We start from the raw sequence: 19422 nt of genomic DNA on the forward strand, positions 1-19422 counted from the left end.
CCGCCCGGGAGCCGGCCACGCTCACGATGCCGCCGCTGCCGTTCTTCACCGATGGCCGGGGCGTCCAGCCGTCGTTCACAGAGACCCACGCGAAGTCACTGGCCGGGAAGGTCGAGGCCTGGAAGACGCCCTGGCTGACCCGGTCGACGCCGAAGGTGGTGTTGCCCACCACACCGCAGTGACCAGAGCTGACAAAACCGCTCTGGGTTCCGCGAAGCACCGAGAAACCGATCGAGCAGCGATTCACGGAGCCGACGTAGTAAGGGTCACCGCCCAGCAGGTCGGAGAGGGGCCGCGGCCGCTCCGCGAACGGCAGCACCCGCACCGCGACCAGATCCACACCAGCGGCCTCCAGGAAATCTTCGGTCGCCGAGGCCGAGTCGGACAGGACGATGACCTTGTTGGTCCTCACGTCGACCAAGCGCACCCGCCCGTTCGGATGGGTGGCCAGAGCCGCGTCAACCTCCTTGAGAGTCGCGTTGAGACGCGCCAGCGACCGGCCGACGACCTCACCCCGGGCGCCCATCGCGGTGATCTGGGGAAGATCGGCGGAGTCCGTGGTGGCCACCACGAGGATCTGCGACGTGGACCCGATGAGCCAGGAACCCGCGAAGCGATCCCCGAGCCTCCTGCGGAGCTGCGTCTCGACCGGTGTGAACCGGGCCTCGTTGAGCAGACGCGCCTGCGCCTGCTCAACGGTGATATGGAGGTCACGCTGAAGTGCCGTAAGCATGCCCGGCGGTGGTTTCCAGACGGACAGAACAAGCCGTGCGGCCACTGCCTCGCCCCGGGCGACCGGGATGGTCGCCAGGACGAGGGCGGCCATCGCCAGGACGCGGCCCGCGGTAGCGGCATGTCTGCGGGACACGGAGTCTCTCCTCGGCCTCGGCTTTCCAGGCATGAGGGGGGTCACCTCATATCGCAGGTTGATCATGCGATGTGGGCAACTCCACCTTAATCCAGCCGTTGACGGTGAAGGCCGGAAAAGCCACGCGCCACGCGGCGACGATTCGAAGCCCGCCCCCGCGCGCTCAACTCCTCAGAAGCTCCGGGAAGGAGCACTTCCCGCCACCCCGTCGAGGGTCAGAAGCCATAGGCGTCGCCCAGGGCGCCCTGGACGTATTTGCGCGCCTGATGGATGCGGGACTTGGCGGTGCCGAGCGGGATACGGAGCTGGTCGGCCACCTCGTTGTAGTCGAGCTGGCAGATGTCACGCAGCACCAGTGCCTGGGCCAGATCGGGCTTTTCCGCCTCCAGCGCCTCCATCGCGTCGAGCAGGTCCAGCCTGGACCCGGCGATCACACTCACCCGGGCGACATCGGGCTTCTGCAGGAGCAGATCGTCCGACCCCTGCTCGGCGGAACGTCGCTTCAGCGAGCGATAGGTGGTCCTGGCGCAGTTGGCGGTCACGATGTGCAGCCAGGTGCTGAACCGGGCCCGCCCCTCGAAGCGGCCGATGTTGCGGGCCACCGCCAGCAGCGTGTCCTGGGAGGCCTCCTCGGCGTCCTGCCGATAGGGAAGGATCCGCCCGCAGTGCCGCAGCACGTCCGGCTCGATCCGCTTCAGCAGCTCGCCCAGGGCCCGGTGATCACCTTGGGCGGCCCCGCGGGCCAGCTCTTCGGTCGTCTCGTCCAGCGCCATCGTGGACCCCCATCAGCGGTCACAGTCGCTGGACATCCTACGGTCGGGAACCACATTCGTTAACGCCCTCGCCGACCGAAACCCCACCCGAACCGGCCCCGCCCCAGCTCCAGGGGCAGCGCAAAAACATTGCATATCCACCAACCTGATGACAAGAGCTGACACAATCTGACCGACGCCATTCTTCCCTGGCCTGAAGTCCAGAGCATCTTGGTGACGTCCCGGTTAACCTTCAGGACAAGCGCGTCCCTAGGTGGAAGGGGTCGAATGAACGCGATCCTGGTCGCTTCGAACCGCGGCCCCGTCTCTTTCATCCTCTCCGAGGACGGCTCGCTGTCCATGCGCAGGGGTGGCGGCGGCCTGGTCTCCGGCCTGTCGGAGGTCGCCAAAGATCTCAACGTGCTCTGGGTCTGCGCCGCGCTCTCCGACGGCGACCGCGGTGCCGTACGGCTGGCGCCCGGCGGCCGGTTGGACCAGGCGGGTTACGAGACCGGAGCGCTGCGGATGCTCGACATCCCCCCGGCGACCTTTCACCGGGCCTACAACGCGGTCGCCAACTCGACCCTCTGGTTCGTCCACCACCTCCTCTACGACACGCCCAACATGCCGCACTTCGACGCCAGGTTCCGCCGGGAGTGGGAGTCGTACCAGGCCTACAACGAGGCGTTCGCGATGGCACTGGCCGAGGAGGCCTCGCACGGGGCGAGGGTGATGGTGCAGGACTACCACCTGAGCCTGGTCCCGGCCATGCTCAGGGGCGAGCGCCCCGACCTGCGGGTGGCTCACTTCTCACACACCCCCTGGGCGCCGCCCGAATACTTCGCCCTGCTCCCCGACGACGTCGGGACCGAGCTGCTCGAGGGCATCCTGGGCGCCGACCACGCGGGCTTCCTGACCGCGCGCTGGGCCGGGGCCTTCATGGACTGCTGCGAGATGGTGCTCGGGGCCCAGGTGGACCGCCGAAGCCGTACCGTCACCCATGCGGGCAGGACCACCCGGATCGGCGTGCACAGCCTGGGCGTGGACGGCGAGGCACTCTGGACGCGGGCGTCCGAGCCCGACGTCGAGTCGCACATGGCCGCCCTCCGCGACCAGGTCGGCGACCGCATGCTGATCGTGCGGATCGACAGGACGGAGCTGTCCAAGAACATCGTCAGGGGCCTGGCCGCCTACCGGGAGTTCCTCGCGACCCACCCGGAGTGGCACGGCCGGGTCGTCCATCTCGCCTTCGCCTATCCGTCCCGGCATGATCTGCCCGAATACCGCGAATACACCGCGGCGGTGCAGCGCAGCGCCAAGGAGATCGAGGACGAGTACGGCACCGAGGACTGGGATCCGCTGATCCTCAACGTGAACGACGACTATCCGCGCTCGCTGGCCGCCTACCGGCTGGCCGACGTGCTGCTGGTCAACCCGATCCGCGACGGCATGAACCTGGTGGCCAAGGAGGGCCCCATCCTGTCGCCGCGCAGCGCGCTGATCCTGTCCCGGGAGGCGGGCGCCGCCGCCGAGCTGGGTGAGCACGCGCTGACGGTCAACCCCTACGACGTCTCGGCCACGGCCGCCGCCCTCCGCGAGGGCCTGGTCATGTCCGAGGGCGAACGCCTCAGGAGGGGCACCCTCCTGGCCGCCGCGGCCACCGCGCTGCCCCCGCACCTCTGGTTCGCGGACCAGCTCGCCGCCCTCAAATAACCCGACCTCGCCTGGCCCAGGGCGTTTTCGCCTGCCGTGCGATAGTTTTTGCCGGTATTCCACCTTTAATACTCGGGAGAACAGTGGCCGCCATCGCGCCCGTCCGGCTGACCCGTGATCGCGCGACCTGGCTGATCTATCTCCAGCTCGGCGTCTTCGCCACCTACCTGTACGGCCTCAGCGCCGCGCTTCCGCTCCTCCGCATCGACCGGGGCCTGTCACAGGCGGTCGCCGGGCTGCACGGCACCTCGATGGCCGTCGGCGGCATCCTCACGGGTCTCGCCCTCCCCTGGCTGACCAGAAAGATCGGCCGCCGGGCCGTCACCTGGACGGGGCTGGCCGGAATGAACGCCGGCGTGCTGCTGGTGATGCTCGGCGACGCTCTGCCGGTCACCCTTCTCGGGTACGGCATCGCCAGCGGGATGGGCTCGATCACCCTCTATACGGGCATGGCCGCGCTCGACGACCACCACGGCCCCGCCGGCGCGGCGGCGATCAGCGAGGCGAACGCCGTCGGAGTGACCATCGGCATCGGGGCGTCGTTTGTCATCAGCTTCGCCGCGCAGGGCGTGCTCGGCTGGCGGACGGCGCTGCTGATGACCCCGGTCCTGACCGCGCTGCTCGCGCTGACCATGGGCCGCGTCTGGACTCCCGAGCGCGAGAGCACCGCTGTCCGCGTCGGCCCGGAGGGCAAGGCGCGGTTCAGCGGGGCGTTCTACGTCGCGGGGGGCGTGCTGTTCTGCTGCGTCGCCCTGGAGTTCTGCTTCAACCTGTGGGCGGCGAAGCTGGTCGCCGACCAGACCGGGCTGTCGGCGGCGATGGCGGCGACCGGGCTGACCGCGTTCACGGCCGGGCTCGCGGCCGGGCGGTTCGCCGGCGCGCGACTGGCCCTGCGGATGGCTCCCACGACCCTGTTCGTCGGCGCGCTCGCGCTCACCGCTGCCGGATGGGCGGTCTTCTGGCTGAGTGAGGAGCCGGTGCTCTCCTACGCGGGCCTGGCCGCCTCCGGGCTCGGGGCCTCGCTGCACTTCCCCATGGCGCTCTCGCGGGTGCTGGCGGCCTCGGGCGGGCGGGCGGACCAGGCCACGGCCGTGGCCTCCGTCTTCTCCAGCCTCGCGGTGGGGGCGGGCCCGTTCCTGCTAGGCGCCCTGGGCGACGCGTTCGGCACCCACCAGGCGTTTCTCATGGTTCCCGCCCTGATCGGGCTGGCCATAGGCGGGATCCTGGCCGGCTCCAGGTAACGTGCCGGGCCCGGGGTCCGGCACGCGGACGGAGTCCCTTCCGCGTCGGGGACCGGCGATCCCGCGTGCCGCAGGCCCGGACCCCGGGCCTGCCTGCGGCCTAGACCTCGATCGAATCCGCGATCGAGGTGAGAAGCCACATCACTCCCTCGGGCCCGTTCACGACGATGTCGGCCTCCACCACGATCTCGGACGACCCGCTGAACACCGTCACCCCCGGCAGCCCGGAGGCCCGCACCGCCGCGAACGCCGCCAGGTCTCCCAGGTCGTCGCCGGCGAACAGCACCGACCGCGCCTGCCGTTCCCGCAGGAAGGCGCTCAGCGCCACTCCCTTGTCCATCCCCTGCGGGCGCAGCTCCAGCACGAACTTGCCCGGCTCGACCGCCAGCCCGGCCTCGGCCGCCAGTTTGGCGACCGGCTCGCGCAGCGCGTCGAGCGCCGCCTGCGGGTCGGCGGTCTGCCGCGTGTGCACGGCCACCGCCCGCTCCTTGTCCTCGATCATGGCGCCGGGGACTCCGGAGACCAGGGGAACGAGCGCGGTTCTGACTCTGGACAGTCCCGGATGGACGGGCGGCGCGGAGAGCGTGCCCGCCTCCCAGCGCTCAAGGCCGTAGTGGCCGAGCACGACCAGCCCCGGCACCTTGGACAGGGAGCCGTACTCGACGGCGACGGCGGCCGGACGCCCGGTCACGATCACCACGGCGCCGACCAGGGCACCGAGCCTGGTCAGCACCGCGGGACCGTCCGGATGGATCCTGGCCGCGGCGGGGTCGGCCACGATCGGTGACAGGGTGCCGTCGAAGTCGAGTCCGATCACCGCCCCCGCGGGATCGGCGGTGATCGCTCTCAGCCCGTCGGGCATGTCCGCGGTCACGCTCGCCCGGCCCCTCGTCGGCTCAGCCGTCCTGCTTCGCTCACCGGACTCGCTCCTCATAGATAAGCCACATATCGAACTGGCCATACCCAGACATCAGGGATGCAAGCCCAACCCGATCGGCCGTGCTGAGAAATCAGGGACGCAGGCCCAGCCGCCGGGCGGCGCGGTCACGGCGGCGCGTCTCACGGAGCCGGCGCAGGCGCTTGACCAGCATCGGATCGTGGGCGAGCGCCTGGGGTAAGTCGATGAGCTCGCCGAGCAGCTGGTAGTAACGGGTGGCGGAGACGTCGAAGACCTCACGGATCGCCTGCTCCTTCGCGCCCGCGTAGTGCCACCACCGGCGTTCGAAGGCGAGCAGCTCCCGCTCCCTGTCCGTGAGAGCCCGCAAGGTCGGTTCCGGGGCAGCACTGTCACCGGAGATCGGCGCGGTGTCCATTGCTTTCCTCCTCGGTCGGACCCACGGTGTCCACACCGCGGGCGCGCGGCCCGAAGTCAGGATAGTCCGAAATCTCCTCCTGTTCATGACGGATTCAGCGACGTACAGTCACCAGGTGTGACCTCTGTCATCAGCCTTCTCACTGATTACGGCCTCGAAGACGGCTACGTCGCCGCATGCCACGGCGTCATCATCGGGATATCCCCGGAGTCGAGGATCGTCGACGTATGCCATCTGATCCCCTCTGGGGACGTACGGCGCGCCGCCGCGATCCTGGCGCAGACGATCGCCTACCTTCCACCGGGCGTGCACGTCGCCGTGGTGGATCCCGCGGGCGGTGGCTCACGCAGAGCCGTGGCCGTCGAGGCGGGCGACCATGTGTTCCTGGGCCCGGACAACGGCCTGCTGTCGTGGGCGATCCATGCCAGCGGCGGCGCGAGGGTCGCCTACGAGCTGACCAACGAGGCCTTCTTCCTGAAACCGGTCTCGCCGACCTTCCACGGACGCGATCTCTTCGCGCCCGTGGCGGCACACCTGGCGATCGGGCGCGATCTCGCCGAGCTCGGCCCGGAGATCCCGCTGAACCGGCTGGTCTCGCTGCCCGCACCGACCTCGCTGGTGCAGGAGGGCACGGCCGAGGGCGAGGTGCTGTCGGTGGACCGCCACGGCAACACCCAGCTGTCGATCAGCGCGGGCGACCTGGCCACGCTGGGCGTGCGGCCGGGAGACACGCTGGTGGTCTGGCTGGGCAGGCGGCGGGTGTCGGTGCCGTTCAAGGAGACGTTCGCCGCGGTGCCTCCGGGGGAACTGGTCGCCTTCACCGACTCGGCCGGGCTGGTCGCCCTGGCGGTCAACTCCGGCGACGCCTCCCAGCGACTCGGCCTGCCGCCGGGAGCCCACGTACGACTATCTCTTGTGCCATGACATGTGTAATTAAAGTGACCTAAGGGAAATTACCCTACGTATCGGCCTGTTTACTGAAGCGTCGGTTTGGGGGGTAAGGCGCGTGCCACAATCCCCGTGACGTGTCCCGATCCCCCTCCGACGAGGTCACCGTGCTCTACACGCGTGCGTCCAGAACGGTTCGAACCGTCCTGGCTGTTCAGGCCGTTCCGGCTGTCTTGACCATGGTTGTGGTCGTGTCCGTCCCGGTGTCCGTCCAGGCCGACGACATCGGTGCCACCGCGCGGGCCAAACAGTGGTCGCTGGCTCCGCTGGGGGTGGCGGAGGCCTGGCAGCGGACCCGCGGGGAGAACGTGGTGGTCGCCGTGCTGGACACCGGGGTCGACGCCCGCCACCCCGACCTGGCCGGGGCGGTGATCGGTGACACCGACCTGACCGGCACGGACCGGGGCACACCCCGGTGGGAGAGCCACGGCACGGCCATGGCGAGCATCATCGCCGGGCGCGGACACGGCGAGAACCACGCCTGGGGCGTGAGCGGGATCGCCCCCGCCGCGACGATCCTGTCCGTCAGGGTCACGCTGGACAACAACGACCCCCAGCGCCGCCAGGGCCGCACCTGGGGTGCGAACGCACTGGCCAGGGGCATCCGCTACGCGGTCGATCACGGCGCCAAAGTGATCAGCATGTCGCTGGGCGGCGGCAGCGGGTCGTGGCGGGGAGCGGAGACCGAGGAGAGGGCCGTGCGCTACGCGCTCGACCGGGGCTCGGTGCTGGTGGCCTCCGCGGGCAACGACGGCGCGGGTACGAACTGCAGAAACTTCCCCGCCGCCTATCCGGGCGTGATCGCGGTGGGCGCGGTGGACAGGAGGATGCGGGTGGCGCCGTTCTCCAACAGGCAGAAGTATCTGTCGCTGGTCGCACCGGGAGTCCAGATCGTCAGCGCCACCGTCGACGGCTCCTACGTGATCGGGGACGGCACGAGCTCCGCCGCGGCCATCGTCGCCGGAGTCGTGGCGCTGGTCAGATCGGAGTTCCCGCGGCTGACTCCCTCCCAGGTCCGCTGGGCCCTCGAACGCGGCACCACCCACGCCCCCACGGGCGGGCACAGTCCCGAGTACGGCCACGGCGTGGTCAACGCCGCCCACGCGCTGGAGGCGGCCGCCAAGGCCCAGCGGCGGCCGTTGCGCGCCGAGGCCCCATTCCCGGTGTCCTCGGCCTCTCCCGTCCTCTCCCGTGGCGCGCCGATCCGCGGCACCGATGTCTCGCGCAGGATCGTCTGCTCCGCGCTGGTCCTGCTCGTCCTCACCATGACGGGACGCGCACTGGCCAGGCGTCGCCGTCGTGCGCGCAAATTTCCTATTTACCGTTAATGAACTCGAATACGTGATGCCGGGCTATGCGACCAGGCCCGACCTGAAGATATTTTCCCGCGCGAACCGGCACCGTTCATTGAACCTCGGCAGCTTTTATCGATCACCCCGGAGAACGCATATTCCCGATCGAGTGCATATGCCATGCTTTTATATCGAAGGCTCCGGAAAACGGATATTCCCAATCAAACACGCATGTCATATCCGCCCTGTGGCCGGATCCGCGATCGACGGCCGTTCGCCGTGGACTCCGGGCTCGTCTCCTTCGGCAAAGCCGGGCCTGCAGGCCCGGAAACCCCGGCGGTTACGAGCCCTGACGGCAGCGCGTCCGGCGGATCGGGCACACGTCCAGCTGACGATTAACCAAGGTTTGTTCGGCCATAGCCCTTCGATCATTGCCGCTTCCTGACCATTCTGGCACTGATTGAAGAAGTGTCGATGGATAGTCTCCTCCTGTTACGTTGAGTAGCCGCGTGCAGACGGAATATTCCAATTCCAGTAACTGCCGCGGTTTCCTTTCGGGGGGAACACAAAATGATTCGTCGTCTTCTCATCACTTCGGCATGCGTCAGCATCGCCGTCATCGCACCCGCCGCGGTCGCATCCGCGTCCACGGCCAAGTCCGCCAACTGCTGTGGCGGTGGCGTCGTCTCGGGGCCTGCGGCCTTCGTTCCGACGAGCACCGTCACGTACGGCAACACCATCGTGCCCACGACCGTCGTCTCCGGCGGCGGCGCCGTCTACGGCGGTGGCATCTACGGTGCCGGCGTCTACGGCGGCGGTGGCTGCCTGCCGGCGGCCGCCGTGCTCGCGTCTCCCTGCGGCGGTGTCTACGGTGCCGGTCTCTACGGCGGCGGCCTCTACGGCGGTGGCATCTATGGCGGTGGCATCTACGGCGGCGGCTTCGGCGGCGGCTACTACGGCGGCGGCTTCGGCCGTGGCTTCGGCGGCGGCTTCGGCGGCTTCGGGGGCGGCTTCGCCGGCAACCGCGGCAACATCAGCGCCGGCAGCGGGTTCGGCCACGGCATCGCCCAGGCGAACGGCAACCTCGTCGGTGTCAACGCCCTCAACAACGTGGGCCTCGGCATCCTCAGCAGCGCCAACCGCTAGTAAGCACCGATAGCAGGTAGCAACAACCGGGGAGGGCAACGCTTCCGCATCTCACATGCGGGGGCGTTGCCCTCCTGCGTTTCCGGCTTTTACGCTTTCAGACCCCGGCGCCCGGGCCCTATGCGTGCACCACGTCGTGGGTCTCCGCGAAGTGGCAGGCACTCGCGTGCGCGGTACCGGGCCGGATCTGCAGCAGCGGCTCCTGCTGCGCGCAGATGTCCTGCGCCTTCCAGCACCGGGTGCGGAACCGGCATCCCGACGGCGGGTTGGCCGGGGACGGCGGGTCGCCCTGGAGGATGATCCGCTCGCGCCGCTCGCGGCCCTCGGGATCGGGGACCGGCACCGCCGACAGCAGCGCCTGGGTGTAGGGGTGCGCGGGACGGTCGTAGATCTCCGTGTCCCTGCCGAGCTCGACCACTTTTCCCAGATACATCACGCCGACCCGGTCGGAGATGTGGCGGACCACCGACAGGTCGTGGGCGATGAAGATGTAGGCGAGGCCGAACTCCTTCTGCAATCGCTCCAGCAGGTTGATGACCTGGGCCTGGATCGACACGTCGAGCGCGGACACCGGCTCGTCGCAGACGATGATCTCCGGTTGGAGGGCCAGCCCGCGGGCGATGCCGATGCGCTGGCGCTGGCCGCCGGAGAACTGGTGCGGGTAGCGGTTGATGTGATCGGGGTTGAGACCCACGACCTCCAGCAGATCCTGCACCTTGCGACGGCGGTCGCCCTTGGGCGCGACCTCCTGGTGGATCTCGTACGGCTCACCGACGATGTCGCCCACGGTCATCCGGGGGTTCAGCGAGGTGTACGGATCCTGCATGACCATCTGGATGTTGCGGCGGGCCCGCTTGAGCTCGCCGCCCCTGGCATCGGCGATCTCCAGGCCCTTGATCTTCACGGAACCGGAGGTCGGCCGCTCCAGTGCCATCAGGAGTTTGGCCAGCGTGGACTTGCCACAGCCGGACTCGCCCACGATGCCGAGCGTCTCGCCGCGGCGCAGGTCGAAGGAGACCCCGTCCACGGCCTTGATCGCACCGATCTGCTTCCTCAGCAGGATGCCCTGGGTCAGTGGGAAGTGCTTGACCAGGTCGCGAACCTCAAGAATCGGCTCACCCGTGGCTGCCATCGAGGACCTCCCTCCAGTAGTGACAGGCGCTGTTGCGCGTCGGACCGATCTCGTAGAGCGGCGGCGCCTCGGTGACGCAGATGTCCTGACGGTACGGGCACCGGGGGTGGAAGGAACAGCCCGAGGGCATGTCGAGCAGGTTCGGCGGCATGCCCTTGATCGCGTACAGTTCCTGGCCCTTCTGGTCGACCCGGGGGATCGAGTCGAGCAGGCCCTTGGCGTACGGGTGGGCGGGAGCCCGGTAGATGTCGTGCACGAGGGCGTTCTCCACGATCCGCCCGCCGTACATGACCGCGATCTTGTCGGCCACGTCGGCCACGACGCCGAGGTCGTGGGTGATCAGGATCAGGCCCATGTCGCTCTCACGCCGCAGCTCGGCGAGGAGCTCCATGATCTGGGCCTGCACCGTCACGTCGAGCGCGGTGGTCGGCTCGTCCGCGATCAGCACCTCGGGGTCGAGCGCGATCGCCATCGCGATCATGATGCGCTGACGCATGCCGCCGGAGAACTGGTGCGGATAGTCGTTCACCCGCTGCCTGGCTCCGGGGATGCGGACCCGGTCCATCAGCTCGATCGCCTTCTTGTGGGCGTCGCGCCTGGAGGTGCCCCGGTGCACCTGGAACATCTCGCCGATCTGGGAGCCCACGGTGAACACGGGGTTCAGCGCGGAGAGCGCGTCCTGGAAGATCATCGCGATCCGCTGACCGCGGATCTGGGAGCGGGCGTCCTCCGGCAGCCTGAGCAGGTCCGTGCCCTTGAAACGGATCTCGCCCCGGGGGATGCGGGCCGGCGGCATGTCGAGAATGCCCATGATCGCCTGTGCGGTCACCGACTTTCCCGAGCCCGACTCGCCGAGCACGGCGAGCGTCTCACCGGGGTTCAGGGCGTAGCTGACCCCGTTGACCGCCTTGACGGCTCCCTGCCTGGTGGCGAACTCCACGTGCAGGTTGTCAACGGCGAGCAACGGCTCGTTGCCCGCGACTCCCCTGGCCGGCAACACCGGCGTTGACGTCTTCTTCACTGGTCCCCCTTACCGCAGCTTCGGGTCGAGGGCGTCGCGTACGGCGTCGCCCAGCATGATGAAGGCCAGCACGGTCAGGCTCAGGAAGATCGCTGGGAAGAGCAGCGGTCCCGGGGCCTCCAGGAAGCGCTCCCTGGCATCGGCGATCATAAGACCCCACGAGATGTCGGGGGATCGCAGTCCCACGCCGAGGAACGACAGGCCCGCCTCGGCGGCGATGAAACTACCCAGGTTGATCATGGAGACCACAATCACGGAGGCGATCGCGTTCGGCAAGATGTGCCGGAACATGAGCCGGGGCGCGGAGGCGCCGAGTGCCCTGGCCGCGGTCACGTAGTCCTGGTTCTTGACGGTGAGCACCGAGGCCCGCATGATGCGGAACGTCATCGGCCAGGTCAGCACGGCCAGCGCGAGCATGACGGTCCACACGTTGCCCGTACGGAAGACCGCCAGGATGAGCAGGGCGCCGAGGATCGAGGGGATCGCGAAGAAGATCTCGGTGACCCGGGAGAACACGGTGTCCAGCGCACCGCCCTTGAATCCGGCGACGAGCCCGAGCAGGCCGCCCACCAGCGCGGTGATGACGGTGGTGGTCACGCCGACCACGATCGAGTTGCGGGCGCCGTAGACGGTGCGGGCGTAGACGTCACAGCCGAGGTTGTCGGTGCCGAACCAGTGAACGCCGCTCATGCCCTGCCGCGCCTCGCCCAGCTGGCAGGTCGCGGCGTCGAACGGGTCCACCGAGGTGAAGAGCCAGGGGAACGCCGCCATGACGATCAGAACGATGATCAGAGCGGCCGAGCCGATGAAGAGCGGGCGGCGGCGCAGGTCGTACCAGGCGTCGGTCCACAGGCTCGCGACCCTGTCGGGTTTGGGAGCCGAGGCCCTCCTGCCCCGCTTGCCGTGCTTCGCGCCCCGCCTGACGTCCGGGGCAAGGGTGTCACTCATAGCGGATCCTTGGGTCGAGCACGGCGTAGAGCAGGTCAACGACCATGTTGGCCAGGATGTAGACCAGCACCAGCACGGTCACGATTCCGACGACCACGGGCTGCTCCCGCAGGTAGACCGAGGTGAACAGCTGCTGGCCGATACCGGGCAGGTTGAAGATCGCCTCGGTGATCACCGCACCGCCCATCAGCGTGCCGAGGTCGGCGCCGAGGAAAGTGATCAGCGGGATCAGCGCGTTGCGCAGCGCGTGCCGCCCGACGACCCGCCTCCGGGGCAGGCCCTTGGCCACCGCGGTGCGGATGTAGTCGGCGCGCAGGGTCTCCATGAGACTGGTCCGGGTGAGCCGGGTGAGGTAGGCGATCGACGCCCCCGCGAGCACGAAGCCGGGCAGCAGATAGCTGCGCAGGCCTTCCGCCACGCCCGCGACGGGGAAGAGGTCGATTCCCGCCTGCTTGAGCTTCACTCCCAGGAGCAGCTGAAGCATGAAGCCGGTGACCAGCGTGGGAACGGAGATCAGCACCAGCGTGGCGCCGAGGATCATCGAGTCCTGGGCCTTGCCGTGGCGCAGCGCCGCGTAGAGGCCGAGGCCGGCCCCGATGACCGCCTCCATCACCAGGGCGGTCGCCGCCAGGTTGATGGTCACCTGGAACTTGCCGGCCATGATGTCGGTGACCGGCACGCCCGCGAAGGTGTCGCCGAAGTCACCTCTGAACAGGCCCGTGAGGTAGTGCCAGTACTGCACCAGGAACGGGTCGTTCAGGTGGTACTGCTCGCGCAGGACGTCGACGATGTGGGGGTCCAGCCGCTTCTCGCCCGCCAGCGCCGCGACGGGGTCACCGGGCAGCGCGAAGACGATGGCGTAGATGAGCAGGGTGGCGCCCAGCAGGACAGGTATCGCCTGGACCAGGCGCCTGATGATGTAGCGGCCCATTCAAGCCTCCCGTACATGCCGCCCGGGTCGCCTCCGGCACCGATGGGGCCTCACGAGGTTCCCGGGCGGCCAGTGGGGCCGGGCTCACAGCCCGGCCCTCGGCCATCCGTCAGACGGTCTTCTCGACCTCGGCCCACTCGACCTGGTTGAGCAGGTTGATCTTGACGCCCTTGACGTTCTGGGAGAACGCGGCGTTGATCCGGTAGAAGTACACCGGGATGTACGGCAGTTCCCTGATGAGGATGTCGTCGGCCTGCTGGTAGAACTTCAGCCCCTGCGCCTGCGTCGGAGCGCTGTCGCCCTTGGCGAGGAGCTCGTCGAACTCCTTGTTGGACCAGCCCGCGTAGTTCGAGCCGGTCTTGATCGCGACGGTGGAGAAGACGGGGGTCAGGTAGTTCTCCGCGGACGGGTAGTCGATCGCCCAGCCCATGCGGAACATGCCGCCGTAGGTCTTCTGGTCCAGCTCGTCGAGGATCGAGGCGAACTTCTCGAACGGCTTCACCGTGACCTGGACACCGAGGTTGGCGCGGAGGCTGTTGGCGACCGCCTCGATCCACTCCTTGTGCGGGCCGTCGGAGTTGTAGCCCAGCTCCAGCGTCTTCGGGCCGTTCGCCTCGGTGTACTGCGTCTTGGCCCTGGCGGGGTCGTAGGTGCAGACCGCGCAGGCGCCCTGGCGGTAGCCGTCGAGCAGCGGGTTGATGAAGTCGTCGGCCGGGGCCCGGGTGCCGGAGAAGACCGTCTCGGAGATCGTCTTGCGGTCGATGGCCAGGGAGATGGCCTCGCGGACCTTCACGTTCGCGTAGGTCTTGTTGTACTGCAGCGGGAAGCCGATGTAGGCGATGGTCGCGTCGGCCTGGTCGATGTAGCGCTCGCCGAACTCCGCCTTGGCCCGGGAGATCGCAGACGGGGGCAGCGAGTCGTGGATGTCGAGGTTGCCCGCGGCGAGGTCGTTGAACGCGGTCTCGGGGCTCGTGTAGAGCTTGAACTGAAGCTTGTCGAACTTCGGCTTCTTGCCCGGGAACTTGTCGTACCGGGTCAGGTTGATCGTCTGGTCGGTGCCCTTGTTGTAGGGCTTGTCGAACCGGAAGAGGCCCTGTCCGATCGGCTGCTTGGCGTACGCCTCAGTGATCTTGCCGTCGTCGCCGAAGGCCGAGGGCGGCAGCGGGTAGAACGCCGTGTAGCCCAGCATGGTCTTGAACTGGGAGAACGGCGTGCTGAGGGTGACCTGGAAGGTGTTCTCGTCGACGACCTTCAGGCCCTTCATCTTCCCGCCGGCGGCGACGCTGTTGCCCTCGCCCGGGTTGAGGTCGGCCCAGCCCTCGACGCGGTTGAAGAAGCCGTTGGCGCCCTGCGCGTTGTCCTGGTTGGCGGCGTAGTTCCACGCGTCGACGTAGTTCTGCGCGACCAGCGGGCTGCCCTTGTCGTCCTGCCAGGTGTAGCCCGGTTTGATCTTGATCGTCCAGACCCTGTTGTCGTTGGTCTCGATCGACTCGGCGACCTCGTTGACGACCTGCTTCTCGTCGTCGTAGGTCACCAGCGGGGCGAAGACGGCCGCCAGGACCTCGGCGCCCTCGGATTCGACGGTGTCGCCGGGATAGAAGAGCTTCTGAGGCTCACCGAGCTCCATGCGCACGGGCTGATCGGCCGAGGCCGACCCCCCGCCCGTGGAAGTCGCACTGCCACACGCGGCCAGCCCCAGGGCGAGCACTGCGGTGCCGGCGGCAATCCGGGCGCCCTTAGTAAAACGCATTACGGTATTTCCTCCCATTGCAGGCGGGCGTCGACATTGAGCTCCCGAAGGTCAGGCAACGCGGAGAAGGATGTCGTGGTCCTCCGAGCTCCGCGATCTTGGCCTGCGCGCTGACACCACACCAGTCGGACGCGACTATCCCGTACCACTCCACACCGAGTTGTCTCTGTGATGTAACAATTCGGTCACGCGTAAGCCAGTTCGGCGCCACAAGTCTGCCAGCTCGACCGCACCAAGCTCTCAAGTATGCATAAAAAGGGCATGTAAGGACACGCGGGACGTGAACGGTCACGTCAAAATACCCCCGCGCGAAGAGTGCTCGCATCCGTTGCCCGCAGACGGTTCTCGCCTGGGTTACCGTTGACCGCGTCGCAGGGGAGCCGGTGGCTCGTAGGCGAACCACACAATTACCCCGGATGCCCCGGAACCTCTTTCCTGGAGATCGCGTCCAATGTGTGCGGCGGGACCCCGCCGCAGGCACTTCATCCACTCGCATCCAATAGAGTCCTTGCCATGAGCCAGCCGGAATCCGCGGTCGCGGACGCCCAGGCGGGCGGCCCGAAAAACGGCACCCCTGAGCAGGGGCAAGAGCCGCTGGCCAAGCTCGCCAAGCGTTACGGACTTCGGCGTGCCATCGCACGCCCCAGTCTGCCCGTCTACCTGCGTCAACTGTGGGACCGACGGCACTTCGTCATGACCTACGCCACTTCGCGTAACGTCTCGAAGTACAGCAACTCAGCCATGGGCCAGCTCTGGCAGGTCCTCACTCCTCTTTTCAACGCCGGGATCTACTGGCTGATGTTCGGCCTGATCCTGGGCGCGAACAAGAACATCGTGAACTACCCGGCCTTCCTCATCACCGGCATGTTCGTCTTCACCTACACCCAGCGCTCGGTGAGCAGCGGCGCCAAGGCGATCTCCAGCAACCTCTCGCTGATCCGCGCCCTGCACTTCCCGCGCGCGGCGCTTCCACTCGCCTACACGATCCAGGAGTTCCAGCAGCTCCTGATCTCGATGGGCGTGCTGGTCGCGCTGGTGCTGGTCACCAACGAGCCGGTCACCTGGTACTGGCTGCTGATCCCGGTCGCGCTGGCGCTGCAGACGCTGTTCAACATCGGCGCCAGCCTGGTCCTGGCCCGCGTCGGCTCCACCGCCCGTGACCTGAACCAGCTGCTGCCCTTCATCATGCGCACCTGGCTCTACGCCTCGGGCGTGTTCTATTCGATCGAGGACAAGGTCGCCGGCACCAACAAGGCACTCCAGTGGATCGCCGACATCATGTACTTCAACCCGGCCGCCGCCTACATCGAGCTCATGCGGGACCTGTTGATGCGGACGCACGAGCCGCGACCGTACATCTGGATGGTCTGCGTATTCTGGGCGGTGTTCGCAGTGGTCGGTGGCTTCTGGTACTTCTGGCGAGCCGAGGAGAAGTACGGCCGTGGCTGAGTTGACTGAGGAGCTGTCCCGAGTGAAGGCCGAGGATTCCGGCGTCCCCAGCACGGACGTCAGGGTGCACCCCAATCCGGAGCCCTCCGGTGGTCCAGAGTCCGGCGACGACCGCGCGGGCACTCCGACGGTCATCGTGGACGACCTGCACATCATCTACCGGGTGTACGGCGCGGCCACAGAGGCGGAGAAGGGCAACGCGGCCACGGCCCTCCTGCGCCTTCTCAAGCGCCAGGGCCGGCCGCAGATGAAGGAGATCCACGCCGTCCGCGGCGTCTCCTTCGTGGCCCGTCACGGCGACGCCATCGGCATCGTCGGCCGCAACGGCTCCGGCAAGTCCACGCTGCTGCGCGCCATCGCCGGTCTGCTGCCCCCGCACTCGGGCGCGGTCTACACCGACGGCCAGCCCTCCCTGCTCGGCGTCAACGCCGCGCTGATGCGCGAGCTCACCGGTGAGCGCAACATCGTGCTCGGCTGCTACGCCATGGGCATGAACCCCGCGCAGGTGAAGGAGAAGTATGACGAGATCGTCGACTTCTCCGGAATCGGCGAGTTCGTGCAGTTCCCCATGTCGACCTACTCCTCCGGCATGGGCGCCAGGCTCCGCTTCGCCATCGCCTCGGCCAAGGCACACGACGTGCTGCTCATCGACGAGGCCCTGGCCACCGGCGACCGTGACTTCAAGCGCAAGAGCCAGGATCGCATCAAGAAGATGCGCGACGAGGCGGGCACGGTCTTCCTGGTCGCGCACAACCTCGACGTGATCGAGGAGACCTGCAACCGGGTCCTCTGGCTGCACAAGGGCAAGATCAAGATGGACGGTGACCCGAAGACGGTCCTGGAGGCGTACAACGCCGTCTGACGGCAGGGCAAGATGAGGAGCGACCGACAAGACGCTTCTCATCGGAGGTGAATCGTGTCCTCACGGCCACCGATTCCATATGACTTCCTGCCCCAGGTTCCGGCGCTGACCGTCGAGAGCGACGACGTCCGCGACGGTGAGACCCTGGCCAAGACCCACGTGTTCAACGACTGGGGTTCGGACGGGCAGAACGTCTCCCCGCACCTGCGCTGGTCCGGTGCCCCCGAGGGCACCCTCAGCTACGCGGTGACGTGCTTCGACCCCGACGCCCCCACCGGCAGCGGATTCTGGCACTGGCTGCTGTTCGACCTCCCCGCCGACGTGACCGAGCTGCCGGCCGGGGCGGGCGCCGACGGCGACCTGGGCGTTCACGGCCGCAACGACTACAGCATCAACGCGTACGGCGGCGCCGCCCCGCCACCCGGGTTCCCGCACCGCTACATCTTCGCGGTGCACGCCCTCGACGTGGAGAAACTGGGCGTCGACAGGGACACGCCGCCCGCCGTCATCGGCTTCAACATCACGGCTCACACCCTGGCCCGCGGATATATCGCACCTGTGTACGAAACCTGAGTGGTCCAAGGGGCAATCGACTGACATCGCGATCGGCGTTCCGCTATGATTCGAACGTTGTTTCGATCCTAGGAAGCCGTCATGGAGTGGGGGCGAGCGATGCTGGAGCTGTCGACCGCGATCGACCACCTGGCCACAGAGGACCCATCGGAGATTCCCCGACTCCAGCTCACTGAGCAGCTCATCGAACTGCACTGGCAGATGGCCAGGCTGCAGGCTCAGATTGCCCGTCGCACCTCCGTGCGGGGACCAAGTCACTGAACAGACAAGAAACCGGCCGGTGCCATGCACCGGCCGGTTTCCCTGTTGCCCTAACCGTTGTTGCCGTAACCGTTCGGCTCCGCCCGCCGCAGCGCCGTTCAGTCCCCCTCCGCGGGGCTACCGGGCGGCGACGAGCTCGGTGCTGTCCATGCTCGCGCCGGCCACGGGAGCGCCGACGGTGGCGGTGGCCCCCTCCGCGACGGCGTCGCTCACCGGGGCGAGCACCTCGGCCGCGGAGCCGACGACCGGCTCCGTGGCCGGGGTGACGGGTGCGGCCTCGGTCTGCGAGGTTGCCTCCTGCGGGGCCGGAGCGTCCATCTGCGGGGCCGGGGCACCCGCCTGCTCGGCGGCCTGCTGCGGGGCCGGGTCGGCCTGCTGCGGAGCGGGGGCGCTCATCTGCGCCGCCGCCTGCTGCGCGGCCGTGGCGGCCACCTGCTCGGCGGTCTGCTGCGGAGCCGAGGCATCCGCGGGCGGAGCGGGCTGCTGCGCCACGTCGATGAGGGCGGCGGCCTCGGGCTGCTGCCCGGCGAGGGCCGCGGCCTCCGCGACGGAGGGCTGGACGGTCTCGACGAGCTCCGGCGTCGGGATGACCGGGCCGCCGGGGCCGGCCGCGATGCTCTCGGGGCCGACGGGAGCCACGGGTGCCGGTCCGGCCATCGGGTTCACGCCGCTCAGCGCGGTGCCGTAGGCGGGGTCGTCCTTGGAGACGCAGATGAGCCTCTCCATGGGGTACGAGGGCGCCCAGGGCATGTAGTGGCTGTCGGCGGAGACGTTCCCGGCACGCCTGAACAGGTTCAGGGGGCTCTGGCCGCCGAACGACACGATCCCCTGCCCCTGCCCGCCCGCGAACTGCCCGCCCGCGTACGGGTCGCCCACGAACTGCCCGCCCGCGAAGCTGGACTGGTTCATGCCCAAGTCGATGATGCCGGTGCCCACGCCGGCCATCGGGCTCGATCCGCCGAGGCCGTTGATGATGTCGGAGGCGTCGTACGTCTGTGCCTGAGCGGGCGCGCAGATCCCCGCCGCGAGACCGAACGCGGCCACGGCCACGGCTGTCTTGATGACTCGCTTCATGATTTGCCTTTCCAGCATGTAGTCGGCCCGCCCGATTTCTTAAAAACAGCCAGAAAAGGCGAGCCTGAAACCCCGGATTACCGACGGGTGCGATTTGGAGAGCTACACGAAACACGCCGGCCGGAAGCTGCTTCGGCATTTGTATCAC

19 protein-coding genes are annotated in these 19422 nt (G+C 68.1%); 9 read left to right on the plus strand and 10 right to left on the minus strand.

The features are described from left to right. Together CHC08_RS44525 and CHC08_RS44530 are read right to left on the minus strand one after the other, a co-directional pair. Positions 1-868 (minus strand): S1 family peptidase (locus tag CHC08_RS44525; protein ID WP_143653633.1); only part of this gene is annotated, 868 nt, incomplete at its 3' end. Between the two features lie 215 nt (positions 869-1083). After that, a complete protein-coding gene (locus CHC08_RS44530) occupies positions 1084-1641 on the minus strand; it encodes an RNA polymerase sigma factor (RefSeq protein WP_089213424.1) in 558 nt (185 codons plus the stop codon). 267 nt (positions 1642-1908) lie between these two features. Between CHC08_RS44530 and CHC08_RS44535 the strand changes: the two genes are divergently transcribed. Together CHC08_RS44535 and CHC08_RS44540 are read left to right on the plus strand one after the other, a co-directional pair. After that, complete coding sequence (locus CHC08_RS44535; protein WP_089213425.1) at positions 1909-3333, plus strand: alpha,alpha-trehalose-phosphate synthase (UDP-forming); 1425 nt, start codon at positions 1909-1911, stop codon at positions 3331-3333. Positions 3334-3416: 83 nt separating this feature from the next. Further along, the gene (locus tag CHC08_RS44540; protein ID WP_089213426.1) at positions 3417-4574 is read left to right on the plus strand and encodes an MFS transporter; all 1158 of its coding nucleotides are present in this window, start codon (positions 3417-3419) and stop codon (positions 4572-4574) included. A 100-nt stretch (positions 4575-4674) separates the two neighbouring features. On the opposite strand, the gene otsB is transcribed toward CHC08_RS44540, so the two are convergent. Next, complete coding sequence (otsB, locus tag CHC08_RS44545; RefSeq protein WP_245878951.1) at positions 4675-5448, minus strand: trehalose-phosphatase; 774 nt, start codon at positions 5446-5448, stop codon at positions 4675-4677. Positions 5449-5584: 136 nt separating this feature from the next. Further along, the gene (locus CHC08_RS44550) at positions 5585-5887 is read right to left on the minus strand and encodes a DUF3263 domain-containing protein (RefSeq protein ID WP_089213427.1); all 303 of its coding nucleotides are present in this window, start codon (positions 5885-5887) and stop codon (positions 5585-5587) included. Between the two features lie 117 nt (positions 5888-6004). Here CHC08_RS44550 and CHC08_RS44555 point away from each other — a divergent pair, with 117 nt between their 5' ends. From CHC08_RS44555 to CHC08_RS44565, 3 genes are all read left to right on the plus strand, one after another. Beyond that, a complete protein-coding gene (locus CHC08_RS44555) occupies positions 6005-6811 on the plus strand; it encodes an SAM hydrolase/SAM-dependent halogenase family protein (RefSeq protein ID WP_089213428.1) in 807 nt (268 codons plus the stop codon). Positions 6812-7026: 215 nt separating this feature from the next. Next, entirely contained in the window at positions 7027-8163 is a 1137-nt protein-coding gene (mycP, locus tag CHC08_RS44560; RefSeq protein WP_179282585.1) for a type VII secretion-associated serine protease mycosin, read from the plus strand. 534 nt (positions 8164-8697) lie between these two features. Continuing rightward, a complete protein-coding gene (locus CHC08_RS44565; RefSeq protein WP_089213430.1) occupies positions 8698-9273 on the plus strand; it encodes a hypothetical protein in 576 nt (191 codons plus the stop codon). A gap of 118 nt (positions 9274-9391) precedes the next feature. On the opposite strand, the gene CHC08_RS44570 is transcribed toward CHC08_RS44565, so the two are convergent. The 5 genes from CHC08_RS44570 to CHC08_RS44590 all read right to left on the minus strand — a co-directional run bounded on the left by CHC08_RS44570 (position 9392) and on the right by CHC08_RS44590 (position 15055). Further along, entirely contained in the window at positions 9392-10405 is a 1014-nt protein-coding gene (locus CHC08_RS44570; RefSeq protein ID WP_089213431.1) for an ABC transporter ATP-binding protein, read from the minus strand. Then, entirely contained in the window at positions 10389-11426 is a 1038-nt protein-coding gene (locus CHC08_RS44575) for an ABC transporter ATP-binding protein (RefSeq protein WP_218825793.1), read from the minus strand. Before CHC08_RS44575 ends, CHC08_RS44570 begins: the two co-directional genes overlap by 17 nt. Before the next feature lie 9 nt (positions 11427-11435). After that, positions 11436-12374: an ABC transporter permease gene (locus tag CHC08_RS44580; protein WP_089213432.1), complete on the minus strand. Its 939-nt coding sequence runs from the start codon at positions 12372-12374 to the stop codon at positions 11436-11438. Next, positions 12367-13305 carry an ABC transporter permease gene (locus CHC08_RS44585; RefSeq protein ID WP_089213433.1) on the minus strand — a complete coding sequence of 313 codons (939 nt, stop codon included), beginning with the start codon at positions 13303-13305 and terminating at the stop codon, positions 12367-12369. The genes CHC08_RS44580 and CHC08_RS44585 overlap by 8 nt, the downstream gene beginning before the upstream one ends. Positions 13306-13414: 109 nt before the next feature. Further along, the gene (locus CHC08_RS44590) at positions 13415-15055 is read right to left on the minus strand and encodes a peptide ABC transporter substrate-binding protein (protein WP_089213434.1); all 1641 of its coding nucleotides are present in this window, start codon (positions 15053-15055) and stop codon (positions 13415-13417) included. 513 nt (positions 15056-15568) lie between these two features. Between CHC08_RS44590 and CHC08_RS44595 the strand changes: the two genes are divergently transcribed. From CHC08_RS44595 to CHC08_RS44610, 4 genes are all read left to right on the plus strand, one after another. Next, the gene (locus tag CHC08_RS44595) at positions 15569-16504 is read left to right on the plus strand and encodes an ABC transporter permease (protein WP_089213435.1); all 936 of its coding nucleotides are present in this window, start codon (positions 15569-15571) and stop codon (positions 16502-16504) included. 64 nt (positions 16505-16568) lie between these two features. Further along, positions 16569-17366 (plus strand): ABC transporter ATP-binding protein, encoded by a 798-nt coding sequence (locus CHC08_RS44600; protein ID WP_089213447.1) that lies wholly within the window; start codon positions 16569-16571, stop codon positions 17364-17366. A 54-nt stretch (positions 17367-17420) separates the two neighbouring features. Beyond that, positions 17421-17939: a YbhB/YbcL family Raf kinase inhibitor-like protein gene (locus CHC08_RS44605; protein ID WP_179282587.1), complete on the plus strand. Its 519-nt coding sequence runs from the start codon at positions 17421-17423 to the stop codon at positions 17937-17939. Between the two features lie 81 nt (positions 17940-18020). Next, complete coding sequence (locus tag CHC08_RS44610) at positions 18021-18200, plus strand: hypothetical protein (RefSeq protein WP_089213437.1); 180 nt, start codon at positions 18021-18023, stop codon at positions 18198-18200. Positions 18201-18317: 117 nt separating this feature from the next. Here CHC08_RS44610 and CHC08_RS50340 read toward each other — a convergent pair whose 3' ends face one another. Next, positions 18318-19274 carry a hypothetical protein gene (locus CHC08_RS50340; RefSeq protein WP_089213438.1) on the minus strand — a complete coding sequence of 319 codons (957 nt, stop codon included), beginning with the start codon at positions 19272-19274 and terminating at the stop codon, positions 18318-18320. Positions 19275-19422 lie beyond the last annotated feature (148 nt).

Source organism: Streptosporangium subroseum (genome assembly GCF_900188345.1).
Classification (GTDB): Bacteria; Actinomycetota; Actinomycetes; order Streptosporangiales; family Streptosporangiaceae; genus Streptosporangium; species Streptosporangium subroseum.

Excerpts from the sequence above, each read along its gene's own strand:
- CHC08_RS44530 (WP_089213424.1), bottom strand. The coding sequence starts at position 1,641 with ATGGCGCTGGACGAGACGACCGAAGAGCTGGCCCGCGGGGCCGCCCAA.
- CHC08_RS44535 (WP_089213425.1), top strand. The coding sequence starts at position 1,909 with ATGAACGCGATCCTGGTCGCTTCGAACCGCGGCCCCGTCTCTTTCATC.
- CHC08_RS44550 (WP_089213427.1), bottom strand. The coding sequence starts at position 5,887 with ATGGACACCGCGCCGATCTCCGGTGACAGTGCTGCCCCGGAACCGACC.
- CHC08_RS44565 (WP_089213430.1), top strand. The coding sequence starts at position 8,698 with ATGATTCGTCGTCTTCTCATCACTTCGGCATGCGTCAGCATCGCCGTC.
- CHC08_RS44570 (WP_089213431.1), bottom strand. The coding sequence starts at position 10,405 with ATGGCAGCCACGGGTGAGCCGATTCTTGAGGTTCGCGACCTGGTCAAG.
- CHC08_RS44580 (WP_089213432.1), bottom strand. The coding sequence starts at position 12,374 with ATGAGTGACACCCTTGCCCCGGACGTCAGGCGGGGCGCGAAGCACGGC.
- CHC08_RS44585 (WP_089213433.1), bottom strand. The coding sequence starts at position 13,305 with ATGGGCCGCTACATCATCAGGCGCCTGGTCCAGGCGATACCTGTCCTG.
- CHC08_RS44590 (WP_089213434.1), bottom strand. The coding sequence starts at position 15,055 with ATGCGTTTTACTAAGGGCGCCCGGATTGCCGCCGGCACCGCAGTGCTC.
- CHC08_RS44595 (WP_089213435.1), top strand. The coding sequence starts at position 15,569 with ATGAGCCAGCCGGAATCCGCGGTCGCGGACGCCCAGGCGGGCGGCCCG.
- CHC08_RS44610 (WP_089213437.1), top strand. The coding sequence starts at position 18,021 with ATGGAGTGGGGGCGAGCGATGCTGGAGCTGTCGACCGCGATCGACCAC.
- CHC08_RS50340 (WP_089213438.1), bottom strand. The coding sequence starts at position 19,274 with ATGAAGCGAGTCATCAAGACAGCCGTGGCCGTGGCCGCGTTCGGTCTC.